Annotated in this window: 15 protein-coding genes; 3 read left to right on the top strand and 12 right to left on the bottom strand. The window is 56.1% G+C overall.

Annotated features, from left to right (window positions below):
* Nucleotides 1–15: 15 nt before the first annotated feature.
* The 4 genes from N675_RS08785 to N675_RS13710 all read right to left on the bottom strand — a co-directional run bounded on the left by N675_RS08785 (nucleotide 16) and on the right by N675_RS13710 (nucleotide 5,233).
* Entirely contained in the window at nucleotides 16–240 is a 225-nt protein-coding gene (locus N675_RS08785) for a DUF2905 domain-containing protein (RefSeq protein WP_038039014.1), read from the bottom strand.
* Between the two features lie 208 nt (nucleotides 241–448).
* Complete coding sequence (gene clpB, locus N675_RS08780; RefSeq protein WP_038039013.1) at nucleotides 449–3,061, bottom strand: ATP-dependent chaperone ClpB; 2,613 nt, start codon at nucleotides 3,059–3,061, stop codon at nucleotides 449–451.
* Nucleotides 3,062–3,126: 65 nt separating this feature from the next.
* The gene (locus tag N675_RS08775; RefSeq protein WP_038039012.1) at nucleotides 3,127–3,483 is read right to left on the bottom strand and encodes a heat shock protein transcriptional repressor HspR; all 357 of its coding nucleotides are present in this window, start codon (nucleotides 3,481–3,483) and stop codon (nucleotides 3,127–3,129) included.
* A 112-nt stretch (nucleotides 3,484–3,595) separates the two neighbouring features.
* Nucleotides 3,596–5,233, bottom strand: coding sequence for a D-alanyl-D-alanine carboxypeptidase family protein (locus N675_RS13710; RefSeq protein WP_051914498.1), 1,638 nt, complete (start codon nucleotides 5,231–5,233; stop codon nucleotides 3,596–3,598).
* A gap of 226 nt (nucleotides 5,234–5,459) precedes the next feature.
* On the opposite strand from N675_RS13710, the gene N675_RS08765 reads away from it, so the two are divergent.
* Nucleotides 5,460–6,665, top strand: a complete 1,206-nt coding sequence (locus tag N675_RS08765) for a DUF362 domain-containing protein (RefSeq protein ID WP_038039011.1) — start codon at nucleotides 5,460–5,462, stop codon at nucleotides 6,663–6,665.
* 8 nt (nucleotides 6,666–6,673) lie between these two features.
* On the opposite strand, the gene N675_RS13705 is transcribed toward N675_RS08765, so the two are convergent.
* Genes N675_RS13705 through N675_RS08745 form a run of 4 tightly spaced genes read right to left on the bottom strand, consistent with a single transcriptional unit; the run spans nucleotide 6,674 to nucleotide 9,608 of the window.
* The gene (locus N675_RS13705) at nucleotides 6,674–7,237 is read right to left on the bottom strand and encodes a GNAT family N-acetyltransferase (RefSeq protein WP_197066284.1); all 564 of its coding nucleotides are present in this window, start codon (nucleotides 7,235–7,237) and stop codon (nucleotides 6,674–6,676) included.
* 14 nt (nucleotides 7,238–7,251) lie between these two features.
* Nucleotides 7,252–8,004: a lysophospholipid acyltransferase family protein gene (locus tag N675_RS08755; protein ID WP_231577988.1), complete on the bottom strand. Its 753-nt coding sequence runs from the start codon at nucleotides 8,002–8,004 to the stop codon at nucleotides 7,252–7,254.
* A complete protein-coding gene (cmk, locus tag N675_RS08750) occupies nucleotides 7,979–8,650 on the bottom strand; it encodes a (d)CMP kinase (RefSeq protein ID WP_231577987.1) in 672 nt (223 codons plus the stop codon). Before cmk ends, N675_RS08755 begins: the two co-directional genes overlap by 26 nt.
* The gene (locus N675_RS08745) at nucleotides 8,625–9,608 is read right to left on the bottom strand and encodes a pseudouridine synthase (protein ID WP_231577986.1); all 984 of its coding nucleotides are present in this window, start codon (nucleotides 9,606–9,608) and stop codon (nucleotides 8,625–8,627) included. The genes cmk and N675_RS08745 overlap by 26 nt, the downstream gene beginning before the upstream one ends.
* Before the next feature lie 115 nt (nucleotides 9,609–9,723).
* On the opposite strand from N675_RS08745, the gene hisC reads away from it, so the two are divergent.
* Both hisC and hisB read left to right on the top strand, forming a co-directional pair.
* Complete coding sequence (gene hisC, locus N675_RS08740) at nucleotides 9,724–10,788, top strand: histidinol-phosphate transaminase (RefSeq protein ID WP_081886961.1); 1,065 nt, start codon at nucleotides 9,724–9,726, stop codon at nucleotides 10,786–10,788.
* The gene (gene hisB / locus N675_RS08735; protein ID WP_038039010.1) at nucleotides 10,785–11,390 is read left to right on the top strand and encodes an imidazoleglycerol-phosphate dehydratase HisB; all 606 of its coding nucleotides are present in this window, start codon (nucleotides 10,785–10,787) and stop codon (nucleotides 11,388–11,390) included. Before hisC ends, hisB begins: the two co-directional genes overlap by 4 nt.
* A 3-nt stretch (nucleotides 11,391–11,393) precedes the next feature.
* Here the strand turns inward: hisB and rph are convergent, their stop codons facing one another.
* Genes rph through N675_RS08715 form a run of 4 tightly spaced genes read right to left on the bottom strand, consistent with a single transcriptional unit; the run spans nucleotide 11,394 to nucleotide 14,543 of the window.
* A complete protein-coding gene (gene rph / locus N675_RS08730) occupies nucleotides 11,394–12,143 on the bottom strand; it encodes a ribonuclease PH (protein WP_277870636.1) in 750 nt (249 codons plus the stop codon).
* A complete protein-coding gene (locus tag N675_RS08725) occupies nucleotides 12,140–13,486 on the bottom strand; it encodes a replication-associated recombination protein A (protein ID WP_038039009.1) in 1,347 nt (448 codons plus the stop codon). Before N675_RS08725 ends, rph begins: the two co-directional genes overlap by 4 nt.
* Nucleotides 13,487–13,492: 6 nt before the next feature.
* Nucleotides 13,493–13,684 (bottom strand): hypothetical protein, encoded by a 192-nt coding sequence (locus tag N675_RS08720; RefSeq protein WP_038039007.1) that lies wholly within the window; start codon nucleotides 13,682–13,684, stop codon nucleotides 13,493–13,495.
* A 31-nt stretch (nucleotides 13,685–13,715) separates the two neighbouring features.
* A complete protein-coding gene (locus tag N675_RS08715) occupies nucleotides 13,716–14,543 on the bottom strand; it encodes a DUF5656 family protein (RefSeq protein ID WP_038039006.1) in 828 nt (275 codons plus the stop codon).
* Nucleotides 14,544–14,641 lie beyond the last annotated feature (98 nt).

The raw sequence follows: 14,641 nt of genomic DNA, 5'->3' as shown, positions 1-14,641 counted from the left end.
GCACAAGCGTGGTAGCTATCGGCGAAAGATCAGATTGAGCACGAGCGTGAAAATGAGACTCAGCAGAAGCATCGTGGCTAACGGCATGTAGAATGTGAAGTTCCCGCGTCGGTAGACAATATCGCCTGGTAAGCGTCCAAGGAAGGGAATGCGACCGAGTGTCAAAAGAACAAGCGCGACAACGACAAAGCAGAGCCCAGTAATGAGGAGCACTTTGGCAAGTTGATCAAGCCCGGTCATTCACGCTCCCTCCCTGGTAACTATCGCTCTCCAAAGAGATCGCTAAGGTGTGCTGCGATATCAAAGATAAGGATGAACAGCAAGGGAACCAGCACAACCACCAGTACGGTCAAGATGAGCTTGATAAGCTCCACCATCGCTGCCACCTCTCTCGCTCAAACGAGGGAAACGGGCGAGGGAAGCTCCAGTCCCCTCGCCCGTCTGTTCATTACGCAACGACTTCGGCTTCAGAAAGCAGTGCGTGGATACTTAGTTGACCGTCTGGCGAGACATCAACCATGACAGTCTCCCCATCACGCACTTCCCCACGCAGCAGCTTGGTCGCGAGCGGGTCAAGTAACGCTCGCTGGATGACACGCTTGAGCGGGCGTGCTCCGAAGACCGGATCGTAGCCATGCTCGGCCAGCCACTCCTTGGCTCGCGGCGTGAGCTGCAACGTAATGTGGCGTTCTTGCAAGCGCTGGCGAACCTGGCGCAGCTGGATTTCGACGATCTCCGCGAGCTGCTCGCGGGTCAGCGGATGGAAGATGATGATCTCGTCAATCCGGTTCAGGAACTCAGGACGGAAGTGCGCTCGCACTGCTTCCATGACCCGTTCGCGCATCCGTTCCTGACCGTTCGGGCCCGCTTCGATAATGTACGAGGACCCAAGGTTGCTCGTCATGATGATCACTGTATTGCGAAAGTCAACAGTTCGGCCTTGTCCATCGGTGAGACGACCATCATCGAGCACCTGGAGCAGCACATTAAAGACTTCCGGATGCGCCTTTTCAATCTCATCGAAGAGTACGACCGAGTAGGGCCGGCGCCGAACCGCTTCAGTGAGTTGGCCACCCTCCTCGTAGCCAACGTACCCTGGCGGCGCACCAATGAGGCGTGAAACGGTATGCCGCTCCTGGTACTCGGACATATCGATCCGCACCATCGCGCGTTCGTCGTCGAAGAGAAATTCAGCCAGCGCCTTGGCCAACTCTGTCTTGCCAACACCAGTGGGCCCCAGGAAGATAAAGCTGCCCAATGGCCGGTTCGGATCTTGCAGGCCAGCACGAGCGCGGCGGATCGCATTGGCAACAGCTGTTACTGCCTCGTCCTGGCCAACGACCCGCTCATGCAGCCGCTCCTCCATGTGGACGAGCTTCTCCATTTCGCTCTCCATCAACTTCGCGACTGGAATGCCCGTCCACTTGCTGACAACCTCGGCAATGTCATCAGCATCGACCTCTTCCTTGAGCAAGCGGCGGCCATGCTGCACTTGGCTTAGGCGCTGCTCTTCCTCGCGAAGCTGGCGCTCAAGTTCGACAAGCCGTCCGTACTGCAACTCCGACGCACGAGCGTAATCCGCTACACGCTGTGCTTGCTCGATTTCATGACGTGTCTGTTCAATTTGCTGCTTGAGTGCGCTGATCCGCTCGAGCGCTTGCCGCTCCTGCTCCCATTGCGAGCGTAGAACTTGCTCCTGCTCGCGCAGGTCAGCGAGTTCTTTCTCAATATTCGCGAGACGTTCACGTGATGCCTCATCCCGTTCCTTGCGCAACGCCTCACGCTCGATCTCAAGCTGCATAATCCGGCGCATCAGCTCATCGAGCTCGGCCGGCATGCTGGTAATCTCCATTCGCAGGCGTGCCGCAGCCTCGTCGACAAGGTCGATCGCCTTGTCTGGCAGGAAGCGATTTGTGATGTAGCGATGGCTGAGTACAGCTGCTGCGACAAGCGCCGAGTCAAGAATACGCACCTGATGATGCAACTCGTAGCGCTCACGCAGGCCACGCAAGATACTGATTGTCTCTTCAACCGTCGGCTCATCGACATAGACCGGCTGGAAGCGACGCTCGAGAGCTGGATCCTTCTCAATATGCTTCCGATACTCATCAAGCGTCGTCGCACCGATTGCATGGAGTTCACCACGAGCGAGCATCGGCTTGAGCATGTTTGATGCATCAAGCGCGCCTTCAGCCGCGCCCGCACCGACGACTGTGTGCACCTCATCGATAAAGACAATAATTTCGCCCTCGGATTGCTGAATCTCATTCAAGACGGCCTTGAGGCGTTCTTCGAATTCCCCACGGTATTTCGCCCCGGCGACCATTGAAGCAAGATCAAGCTGAACAATCCGCTTGTCCTTCAACCCTTCTGGGACGTCACCACGAACAATTCGCTGAGCCAAGCCTTCGACGATTGCCGTCTTCCCAACACCTGGCTCACCAATCAGGACTGGGTTATTCTTGGTACGCCGGAGCAACACCTGAATAACCCGGCGAATTTCCTCATCCCGGCCAATGACCGGATCTAACTTCCCCTGCCGGGCGAGCGCAGTCAGATCACGACCATAGCGCTCGAGTGCTTGATATGTTGACTCAGGCGTTGGATTCGTCACCCGCTGAGCACCGCGAATCTGCGCGAGCGCCGAGAGAACGGCATTCCGGTCAATGCCTTGCCGGAGCAAAGCCGCAACGCCTGGCGAGCGGGGCGCCGTATCAAGAGCGGCAAGCAAGAGATGCTCCGTGCTGATGTATTCATCGCCAAACGCCTGCGCTTCATCGTTTGCCCGCTCGAGCGTGCGGCGGAGGGCTGGCGAGACAGTTGGCTCTGCACTATATTGCAGACGCGGGAGCGACTGCAGCACTCGCTCAAGATCAGCTCGAACGGTCTGAGGATCACGCTTCAAGCGCAAGACGATCTGCGGCACGACACCATCAGTCTGGGTAATGAGCGCGTAGAGCAGGTGCTCGACATCAAGCTGAGCATGACGACGCTGCTCCGCTTCGCGCTGTGCTGTCAGCAATGCTTCCTGTGCTTTTTCAGTCAACCGCTGCATGCTCATGGAAACGTCAATACCCCCTTGCCTTCGGAATGGAAAACAACATTCAGTAACGTAAGCGACGGCACTTACTGGTCAATGCTTGCGCCAAGCTCTTGAAGCATTGCCTCGATCTCAGCGACAACCGAGTCGAAGATCCGATCATACTGCTCTGAGATTGCAAGGCAACGTTCGCGCAACTGCTGCAGCCGATTCGTCAGTGAGAGCGCGAGTTGCACGCCAGCAAGGTTGACACCGCGCTCTTCAACGAGATGCTTAATCTGGCGCAGACGCTCGATATCCTCAGCGGAATAAAGTCGGAGGTTTCCCGGCGTTCGGGATGGAGCAATAAATCCCTCACGCTCGTACTTCCGTAGCGTCTGCGGGTGCAGCTCAAGAAGCCGCGCTGCAACACTGATGACATAGAGTGGTTCTGATCGTCGCATCGCTCCTCCCTCAAGGGTTGCCGCCCCTTACGCATACATGAGTATATCAGTTGCTACGGATTATATCAAGTCTACTGCGCGATGAGAATATGCCCAGGAATGGACTTCGAATTCAGCTGTTCACAGGAGAAGAACGCGCTTGCGAGAAGACGCCCTCGCTCATTTGCGCAAGCTCAGCATCAAGCAACGGGGTCGAACCAAAACTGAGACGAACGACCATCAGAAGACTTCGGGCATCGCGAGTACGCTGGACAAGCCGGTAGGCACGAGCTGCCGCGATATAGCCTGCAGGCGGCATCTGCCAGAAGCCCGGGCACTGGGTAAAGTCATAGCGTCGGTCACTGCGCAGCGCATCCAGAAATTCGCGTTCGGCTTCCTGGTAGTTTCCTTCACAGGCCAAGCGGATTGCTCGTCGAGTACGAGCCTGAGCAGGCAAGAATGTGACGACGTGTGGGGAACCATCTGTAGACGGCAGCAGGGTAAATACGTCGCCGAGAGAATAATCGCTTCCATGTCGTCCAGAGATAGCCTTTTGTTGCCGCGTGATAGACGCATGATGGACATTGCCAGGATGCCGCTCCGTACGCCGCTCACAGGCCACTGATTCTGATTTCTGCCAGCTTCGCTGACGACGCGCCGAGGTATGTGCCGTTCGCCGTCGACTGCGCCGCAATCCAATAAGTCCGAGGGTTGCTGGCGCCCCAACCCAAAGGCAGAGGAAGCCTCCCATCGCTACAAGACTCGCCATGAGCCACTGCCATGGATGAGCCAACGCGCGTGCGACGGGTCCAGCGGACTGAATCACGACCGTTGTCCCTGTCGCTGGCTGAGATACGGATAGTGAGGTAGAACTCGTCTGTGTTGATGTGACTGGCGTCGATGGCGCCAGTGGCACAAGAGGAGATGGTTGAGCGGTTGGTAACGCTGTTTGCTTCGCTAGTTGCGCAAAGCCGAAGTCAAGCAACGTTCGGGCATCGTCATACCATGCCTCAGCCGTGCTATGGAGTAAAACGACAATAACGGTGTGCCCATCGCGTTCAGCAACCTCCATAAGGCAGTACCCAGCCCGATCAGTGATGCCGGTCTTTCCGCCAAGCAAGCCTGGATATACACCAAGCAATCGGTTGGTTTGCAAGAAGGCGTATTGGCCATCTTCGTACGTGCGCGTGCTGATGATGCGTCGAAATTGTGGATTCCGCAGAGCATATCGGGTAACAACAGCCAGGTCACGAGCAGATGAAACATGCCCCTCTTGATCGAGCCCATGAGGATTCTCGAGATGGGTATGTGTGAGGCCAAGCTGCTCAGCAAGGGCATTTTCCTGACGTACAAAGCGAGCGACTGATTGTTGGGGTGTATCTCCGGGTTCGGCTCCAAGGTTACGTGCGATGACCATCGCCGCATCATTTCCTGAAGCGAGTAAGAGGCCGTAGAGAGCGGTACGCAGCGACAAGTGGTCGCCCGCATGCAATCCCATCGAGGACTCGCCAACAAGATCAGCAGCAGTTACCGTCAAAGGGGTATCAAGCGGGGCAGTTTCCAGCGCAACGATCGCCGTGAAGATCTTGGTAAGGCTCGCCGGCGCTCGTGGTGTATCAGGATCTTTAGCGTAGAGGATCGCACCAGTTTGGCCATCTAAGACAACGGCGGAGTCGGCCGTAATTACTGGTTCCGTTGCTTGCGCTGCTGCAGATTGCCAAAGCGCTACACTGATGCAGAGCGTTACCCCAACGAACAACCAACGCCGCACGCTTCCCCCTCGCTTCCGCGACCGCTCTAGCTATTATCCCGATCACAGTCGACGAGAGCAGTGACGACATGGCACAGCATACCAGGTCCAGGGTGTACGTACAACCCCTATCGCAGGGCTGAGCACGGCTGCATTCTCCACCGATCTTGATAGCAGGACAAGCACGGCATTGAGTAGGATGAAGCCGAGAGTGCGCTGCCGGTGCTGTGAGAAAGCGAGTAGTAGCATGACGGAATTTCACGGAAAAGGCAAGGTTGCTGTCATCAAGACAAGGCCAGAGACGGTCTTAGGAGACATTGGCCGGGCTTTGCACCTGATCGAATACGAACTGGCATTACCGAAGGACCGTGACACTGTCATCGTCATTACTACTCCCACTGCGATGTGGTGCCCCGGGAGCGCAACAACGCCATGGCAACTTGAAGGCCTTGTTCGACGACTGAAGGCTGATGGGTACAGTCGACTTTACATTCTCTGCCATCAGCCACTTGTTGGTAGCGTCCTGCAGGCCGAAGAAGCGAACAAGCTTCGCTATGTTATCGATAAATACCGCCTCTCGCACCTCGATTTACACGATCCTGAGGTTGAATGGGTAACCCACACCCCCTCGCGTCCGCTTAAAGTTGCCCCTCAACTCTTCCCCGATGGAATTAAGGTGCCGCGATTGCTTCTCGAGCGTAACATCATCCACTTGCCAGCACTTTCAGCACATCCAGCAATGGCAATAGCTGGTGGCATGGTAAGCACAGCACAACTCTGGCTTGGACATGCCCATGCAGCAGCGCTCAGCCGTGTGCCAATCGCTGATGTCCTCGCAGACGCGGTTGCCCTGCAACAAGAACTCAGTGCAGGGAGTCTCACCGTTGTCGATGCCACACTGGTCGGACAAGGAAGCAGTTTTGCAAACACGCGATTGAAAGAATGGAGCCTTATCCTGGCAAGCACAGATCACGTCGCAGTGGACACTCTTGGAGCGATCATCCTGGGATATCCTCCCCAGGAGATTCCTGCTCTACAACAAGCACAAGAGCGAGGGCTTGGCATCAGCGACCTCGCGGCATTGAGCATTCTTGGGGAAAACCTGCTAGGGCCTGATTGGAACCTCCAGCCGGAAGACAGGGTCATTAACACGGTGACCGGCCGGAGACAGAAGGGGGCAGCTCAGCTCGCTTCACCCCAAGGCGTTGGAAAGCTCCTCACAACACTTAAGCTCCAGCTTTTCTGGCCATCGGGTGTGGGTCGGCAACTTGCTCGAACTGCCCTTGAGACACCATGGGGACAACTCTTCCAAAGCTACGATGACGGAAACGTCCGCATCCCAGAACGCATTCCCAAACCATTGCTCGGAATGCTCGGGGTCGCTGGACTTGGCGCATCGGTCTTTGCCCTTCGCCACTGGAGACGTGCGATAGAGTTACGCAGAGAAGGCTAAAACATCGATCAGCTTCGCCATAGAGGAAGGCCAAGCAACGCCGCCCCAGCCTCAGCGCGCTGGTCATCGCAAGTAGTACAGACCAGTTTACCATCGGGCAGGCGCCATACCTGAATCACCTTACGAAAGCCCGCCCGAAGAATTCCATGTGCTGATGCCACGTTATTCGGACCATGGCCAATCCAAAAGTGTTTTCCTGTCTCTTCAAGACGCAGGATCGCTTGGAGCAAGCGTGGGTAGATTCCTTGCCCTCGCCATGATGGCATGGTCAGAAAATCCCAGAGGTATCGGTCATCAGGGGAGAGAGAAAACCGCAGTGCCAGCTCGCCAATTTCGGCCGTCCGTGTTGCCACCCAACCAAACGCTACGAGTTGCTGCCTGATCCATGCTAGATAGAGGCGATGTCCTTCTTGCCAGCGCCTTTGTATCTCTTCTGGTTTCTGGATCAAGTCATGGTGTGCCCCAGGGAGTTTTGTACAGCACTGCACTACCAAGCCTGGTAAAGGAGCAAGTGCTGGCAGGGGATCACCGCGCCACCAAGCATAGAGCGCTCCCATATCTTGACAGCCCACTGGTAGGGGAACACTCATCGCCCGATCTCGGCAGTTTCAGGATCCACGATGACATGCGGATGCTGGGCATAGATGCCGCGATACGCAGGTGGAAGCAACCGAGCAACATGCAGCATCATTTCATCAGCAACATCCTCGAGCGTCCGTCGCTGGCCTTGCGGCGTCATTGCACTAACGAAGAACGGTTGGCCAACGCGCACCGTTACACGTGGCCAGCCACGACCACGTACTCGCCCCTTTTTCCCGTTAAACGGCAAGACCTCAGTGCCAGTAATAGCCACAGGTAGGACTGGCACCTGTGCCCTAAGCGCCAAGAGCGCCGCGCCCGGATGCGGTTTGGTCAGGCCACCAGTGATCGAGCGTGTGCCCTCAGGAAAGATGCCGACAACCATGCCTTCACGAAGCAACTGCTCCGCCTGGCGCAATGCATTGCGATCAGCCTTGCCGCGATCAACCGGGAAAGCACCAGATTGGCGGACAAACCAACAGATAATCGGAATACTAAAAAGTTCTTTCTTCGCCATAAACAGCACCGGGCGTGGCAAGGCTGCAATGATCAGCACAGGATCAGCATTGTGTAGGTGGTTCGCAACGACGAGGACAGGGCCGTATGGCGGCACATGTTCCAGTCCTTCGAGCCGAAAGCGAATGACTAGCCGCAGAAGTGGCACAATGAAGAAACGCGCCGTTTTAAAAATAGCCATCTTGAGCTTGCGGCGTGGCGAAAGACGCCAGGCTGGATCAAACGGTACGCGCTGCGTCTGCACAGCGAGCACGCTCCTTTGCTAACAGAAGGATTTGCTGCACAATGTCCTGAACCGATCGTCCATCAGTCTGAATAACGATGGCATCAGCAGCGCGCTGCATCGGTGCCGCGGCGCGTGAAGTGTCTCGCTGATCACGCTGCATGAGGTCGCGCTTCACCTCAGCCAGTGTAACCTCTTCACCTCGCTGCTGAAGTTCGTGATACCGTCGGCGTACGCGCTCGTCAAGTGAGGCGTCGAGCCAGATCTTAAGCGTTGCCTCAGGCACCACAACCGTCCCGATATCCCGCCCAGCGATGACAACACGCTCAGCTGAGGCGGCAACCTCACGCTGCAGAGCTAAAAGCGCAGCACGAACACCTGGATAGGCAGCAACCCGGGAGGCGGCTTCGCCGAGTTCTGGTGCGCGCACTACCTCCGAGACATCTTGCCCGTTTACGACAATGCGCACAGCGAGCCCGTTGGATGTTTCTTCCCGGCGGAGTTCAAGCTGGAGCTGTTGTGCAAGTGAATTCAGACGCGATTCATCGTCAAGCGATATCCCGTTTTGCTGCGCCGCCCAGGCCAACGCGCGATAGACAATGCCAGTATCGAACGGAAGCGCGTTAAGCTGGCGAGCTAGTTCAGCGAGAACGGTGCTTTTCCCCACTGCGGCCGGACCGTCGATTGCGATAACGATCCGGCATGGCCGCTGCTCCCTTTGCTGAGCGCTTGGCGCCATTACCTCTCCCCCGAGTCATCTCTGCCTGTCTTGGTCGAACGTTGGAACGCCGTAGTTCGTCTCCGACAACCTTCCGATCAAGGCCAACGACACGTGCCAGCGCCGCAACTTCCTCAGGCGTCAAGTCACGCCAGGCTCCGACTGGAAGAGTTCCAAGCGTGAGCGGGCCAATCCGGGTGCGTTTCAATGCGAGAACTGGATAGCCCACCCGTTCAAACATACGCCGAATAATCCGATTACGTCCTTCATGAACGACAACTTCAAACACTGCACCGCGCGGCTCCGTCCGGAGCAACGACACGCGGCGCACTGCGACAGGACGCCCAGCAATGCTCACACCTCGACGCAACAACTCAATTGTTTCCTCATCAGGAAATCCATCGACGAGCGCTTCGTACGCTTTCTCAAGCTCATATCTAGGATGGGTAATGCGATAGAGGAACTCGCCATCATTTGTGAGCAACAGCAAGCCGGAGGTATCACGATCAAGGCGCCCTACTGGTACAACCCGTTCTGGAACGTCAACAAGATCAAGCACTGTTTGCCGGCCACGCTCGTCAGCAGTTGTAGTAATATACCCTACCGGCTTATGGAGCATGATATAGCGTGGGCGAACCGCCGGCAGAGGGCGACCATCCACCCGAATATCCTGCCGCTCGGGATCGACTCGCACACCGAGTTCACGCACAATCTGGCCATCAACTGAGACACGACCAGCCTGAATTAACGCTTCGGCCTTCCGTCGAGAAGCAATTCCTCGAGCTGCAAGAACGCGTTGAAGTCGCTGCATTCCTGTCATCTGCTCACCCATGGTTTGATCATCGGCATCATGCGCATGCACTCGCTCGGCAGCATACGCACAGGCATTCTTCTGCAATCCTACCATGGTGCCTGCCACAACTCTTGCTTCTTCTCCATGAGCGTGGCGTAGTATGATCCTCACTCGGATGCAACACTCCCATGGTGGGAGCAATGGTTTTGGAACGATAAGGCTTGAAGCAATGCAGATGAATACATACCTACCGGTGGCCGATGCAGCAACTGCAGCTGAAGTTCTCGGAATTCCAGAAGAGCAGCTCATTAAGCTGGACGCAAATGAGAATCCATACGGACCTTCTCCTCTCGTGCGTGAGGCACTTGCGCAACCCCTCCCCTATCATCTTTACCCAGATGCTATGCAACGTCGTGCCCGCGCTGCTTTGGCTGAATATACCGGTATCCCTGCAGAACAGATCATTCTCGGTAATGGCTCGGATGAACTCATCGACTTGCTCCTGCTTGCCCTCGTCAAGCCTGGCGATGACGTTCTTGTCCCTGTTCCCACCTTTGGCGTCTACCTCTCGCGCCCACCGCTTTTTGGTGCTGCAGTGCAGAGTGTTGCCCGTAACGAAGATTTTGACCTTGATATCCCAAAGATCCTGAGCGCGATTCGTCCAACGACGCGCCTCATCTTCCTTGCGTCACCGAATAACCCCACAGGCAATCCTGTGACACGCCATCAGCTTGAGCAACTGCTGAAGACCGGCATTTTTGTGGTAGCTGATGAAGCGTACTATGAGTTTGCAGGGCAGACATTCGCCCCACTGCTTCAGGAATATGACAACCTTGGGATTCTACGAACGTTCAGCAAATGGGCAGGCCTTGCTGGACTCCGCATCGGCTATGGCCTCTTTCCACGCTGGCTTGCGGATCGACTCTGGACAATCAAACAACCTTTTAACGTCAGCGTGCCTGCTTTGCGCGCAGTGGAAGCCGCACTTGCTGATCGCGCGATTCAGTTCCAGACCGTGATCCAGCTTCGCCTGGAACGCGGTCGGCTCTACCGCAAACTTCGCACCATCCCCTATCTGAAACCGTATCCTTCACACGGCAACTTCATCCTTTGCCGCGTTACGGTTGGCGACGCACATGCGGTGCATGCCTGGCTTGCCCAGCACGGCATCCTTGTTCGCAAGTATGATGATCCACTCTTGCGAGATTGTCTCCGCATCAGTGTTGGGCTTCCCGAGCATACTGATCAGATTATTGCTGTCCTGCAATCCTATCAGCCGGAGGCAAACGGATGACTGCGCTACGTCGTGGTGTGATACAGCGCGAAACTACAGAAACGCGTGTCGCCGTCGAGGTACTTCTTGACGGACGTGGCACGGCAATGGTTCAGACAGGCATCGGCGCACTTGACCATGTTCTGACTCTTTTTGCCAAGCATGGTCGCTTCGACCTTACCATCGAGGCGAAAGGCGACCTTCACATTGATGCACACCATACAACTGAAGATGTTGCAATCTGCCTTGGCCAGGCGTTCAAAGCAGCGCTTGGGGATCACCGCGGCATCGTTCGCATGGGGAATGCCGCAGTGCCGATGGATGAGGCGTTGGCCCATGTCGCTGTTGACTGTAGCGGTCGAGGCTATTTTGTCATGACCTCACCTTTTGTTCCGGGAATGTTTGGCCTGCTGGACGCCGACCTCGTCCGGCACTTCCTGGAAAGCTTCGCCTATGAAGCCAGAATCAACGTCCATATTCTCACGCTCTATGGCACGAACCTTCATCATCAAGTCGAAGCGGTATTCAAGGCCCTCGGGCGGGCACTCGACCAAGCAACGCAGCGTGATGCACGCATCCAGGACACACTGCCATCGACGAAAGGCTATATTGAAACAACGTAGACATTATTCGAGCGGGAGCCCCAGCGCCCGCCGCTGATGCCACATCAGCTCACGGATGCCACGTTCGCCAAGATCAAGGAGCAACCCTAGTTGCTCACGACTGAACGGCAGCCCTTCGGCAGTGCCTTGAATTTCGACAAAGTGGCCGCTATCAGTCATAACCACGTTCATGTCGACTTCTGCGAGGCTATCTTCAGCATACTCCAGATCAAGCCGCAGCTCACCGTGAACAATGCCGACACTAATAGCGGCAACTTGCCGGACGATCGGCAAGGTCGTGAGCACACCGTCACGGACAAGGTACTGAAGCGCTTGGTACAACGCAACATAGCCGCCAGTGATAGCGGCAGTACGGGTTCCACCATCGGCTTGGATAACATCGCAATCGATAATGATCATACGCTCGCCCAGAGCGGTAAGATCAACGGCAGCACGCAGGGCGCGACCAATCAGGCGCTGGATCTCTGCTGTCCGACCTCCGGGTCCCATGCGCTCGCGGCTAATGCGCTCCCGGCTACTCCGTGGGAGCATGCCATACTCGGCAGTAATCCACCCCCGTCCTGTGCCGACCAGGAAATTTGGCACACGCGCTTCAACTGTAGCCGCACAAAGGACGTGGGTGTTCCCCATCTTGATCAACGCTGAGCCTTCAGCATACGGCAAGTATCCAGCAATGATCTCGACGGGACGCAGTTCATCATTGCGACGCCCACCGGGACGACCGATAAGGGTGATTGGTTCCTCGCTCGTCACCGTTCCTCCTCCTGATCTCGACGCGGTTGGGCTTGCGCGCGTCGGGCAAGAATCTGAGCAAGCCGTTGTGCCAGGTGCTTTTCTGTTCCGCGGTCCGTTGGCTGATAGTAGCGACGGCCTTGCAGCCGTGGCGGAAGATACTCCTGGATTCCAATTGCATCAGGCTCATCGTGTGCATAGCGGTAATCCCGGCCATACCCAAGCTCGCGCATGAGCCGCGTTGGTGCATTGCGCAGATAGAGTGGCACCGGGTCGTTCGGCGCCTCGAGAACGTCCTGTTGCGCTGCAGTGTATGCGCGATAGAGCGCATTGCTTTTTGGAGCAAGTGCCAGGTACACCGCCACCTCAGCAAGGGCGAGTGCAGCCTCCGGTAATCCAACCATCTGGACAGCATGATAGGCGCCGACAGCGATGAGTAGCGCCGCAGGATCGGCAAGGCCAATATCCTCACTCGCCATACGAATGAGTCGGCGAGCAATGTACAGGGGATCGTCGCCGTTTTCAACCATGCGGGCAAGCCAGTAGAGCGCTGCATCGGGGTCAGAGCCACGAATTGATTTATGTAATGCTGAAATCGTATCGTAGTGCGCATCGCCCGCGCGGTCATAGACGGCAGCTCGCCGCATTGCTGCTTCACGTATATCCTGTGTGGTAATCATCGAACCGGTTGCGCCAAGTGCGGCTAATTCCAGTGTATTGAGTGCAAAGCGTGCGTCACCGTTGGCGAGACGGATGAGGAGATCGCCAGCTTCTGGATCAAGCTGAAGCCCCAGGGACCCCAGACCACGATCAGGATCAGTCAACGCGCGCTGGATGATGACACGCAGTGCATCATCGGACAGCGGTTCAAGTACGATCACGCGGGCTCGTGAGAGCAAAGGCGCATTGACAGTGAAAGATGGATTTTCCGTGGTTGCTCCAATCAGGATAATTGACCCATCTTCAACATAGGGGAGAATCGCATCCTGCTGCGCGCGGTTTAGGCGATGAATCTCATCGATGAAGACAATCGTTCGCTGGCCATGCATTCCCAGTCGTTCACGAGCTTCAGCTGCCTCCCGCCGCAGGTCCGCCACACCCGCAGTAACTGCTGAAAGTGCGACAAAATGCGCGCGCGTCGTTCGCGCGATGATCCGAGCGAGTGTCGTCTTCCCGCTACCAGGAGGTCCCCACAGAATCAATGACCGGAGCTGATCGCGCTCAATCAGCCGACGCAAGAGAGCGCGTGGGCCTGTAAGATGGTCCTGTCCGACGAATTCCTCTAAGCTCTGGGGGCGCATCCGCTCTGCGAGTGGGGATTGTGTCCGAAGCAACTCGCGACGGCGCGCCTCGAAAAGATCCATCAGCGATTACTCCTCGTCATCATCTCCGTCGGACGGAAACTCCTCACCACGGAGTTCAGCAATCTGAGCGCGAAGGGCAGCAATACGCTCCTCAAGTTCTGCAAGGCTGGTAATCCCTAATTCCAGCATCTCGTAGCGGAGATCCTCAAGCTCTTCAAGTTCAAGGGTAAGATCTTCGAGCTCTTCATCTTCTTGCATTGCGTTGCTCCTTCATACTTACACTAACCCGTTAGCGTAGAATTGCCCAAGTCAATATGCCAAAAGCCAGAAGCGCGACTCCACCATATTCCACCACGTCACGAACCTGGAGTGCACGCTCCAGGTGTGCCAGGATGAGCCCCGTAATGAAGTAAAAGCAAACAAAGAGCACAGCACCCCCAAGCCACCCCGTCGCTCGCCAATAGTTCAGCGCCCAAGTCGTTTCCCCTAATATCAATCCAGTTAGGATCGCATAGAGCAAACGTCGCTCACGCGGATGGCTGACACCTTGCATTGCCAAGAATGAAAGCATGCTTGTCACAACAACGATCGCGACTGCGGAGTAGAGACTTCGCAACTTCTGCACATAAATCATCGCAAGGAGAATCAATGCCAAGAGATGGACAAAAAGGGTATGACCAAGCTGGCCAAGTAATCGCTGCTGCAGATTCTCAACGGCCAGCAGACGGTGTGTCAGCGTATGCCAGATAAGAAGGAAAACGACGCCGAGCACAACCACCACCAGCGCTCGTATGCTCTCGGCATAAGCAGCCAATACGAGGGTCGCTGCCAAGATCGTCAGGACTGGCGCGATCCACGCGACGGGCTCTTCACCTAATTCATGCTCATCTCGTTGTCGTTGTTGCCATTGAGCAACCCCGCCAACGAGGACCAGGCTAACCAACGCAACGAGCCAATAGAGGCGGCCGTACGGCGAAAGCAATGGGACTTCACCAATGCGCGGTCCATCACGACGTGCCAAGATGCCGAGAATGACAGTGATAAGTGTAGCCATCCCCCAAACAAGCGCGTGTCGAAGAACTCGGATGTTCCGCAGTAGCATGAGTTTTTCACGCATCCGTTACTTCACCTTGTCCCGGCGTTGATCCTCGCCATATTCATTCGCTGTATGGTACACTCTGACATGCCAGCGCGAACATGGTGAAAGGAGCAATG

Origin of the sequence: Thermorudis peleae (genome assembly GCF_000744775.1) — a bacterium.
GTDB classification, from domain to species: Bacteria; Chloroflexota; Chloroflexia; order Thermomicrobiales; family Thermomicrobiaceae; genus Thermorudis; species Thermorudis peleae.
Note: the sequence above shows the minus strand (reverse complement) of the source record. Positions and strands in the feature narration are given on the sequence as shown.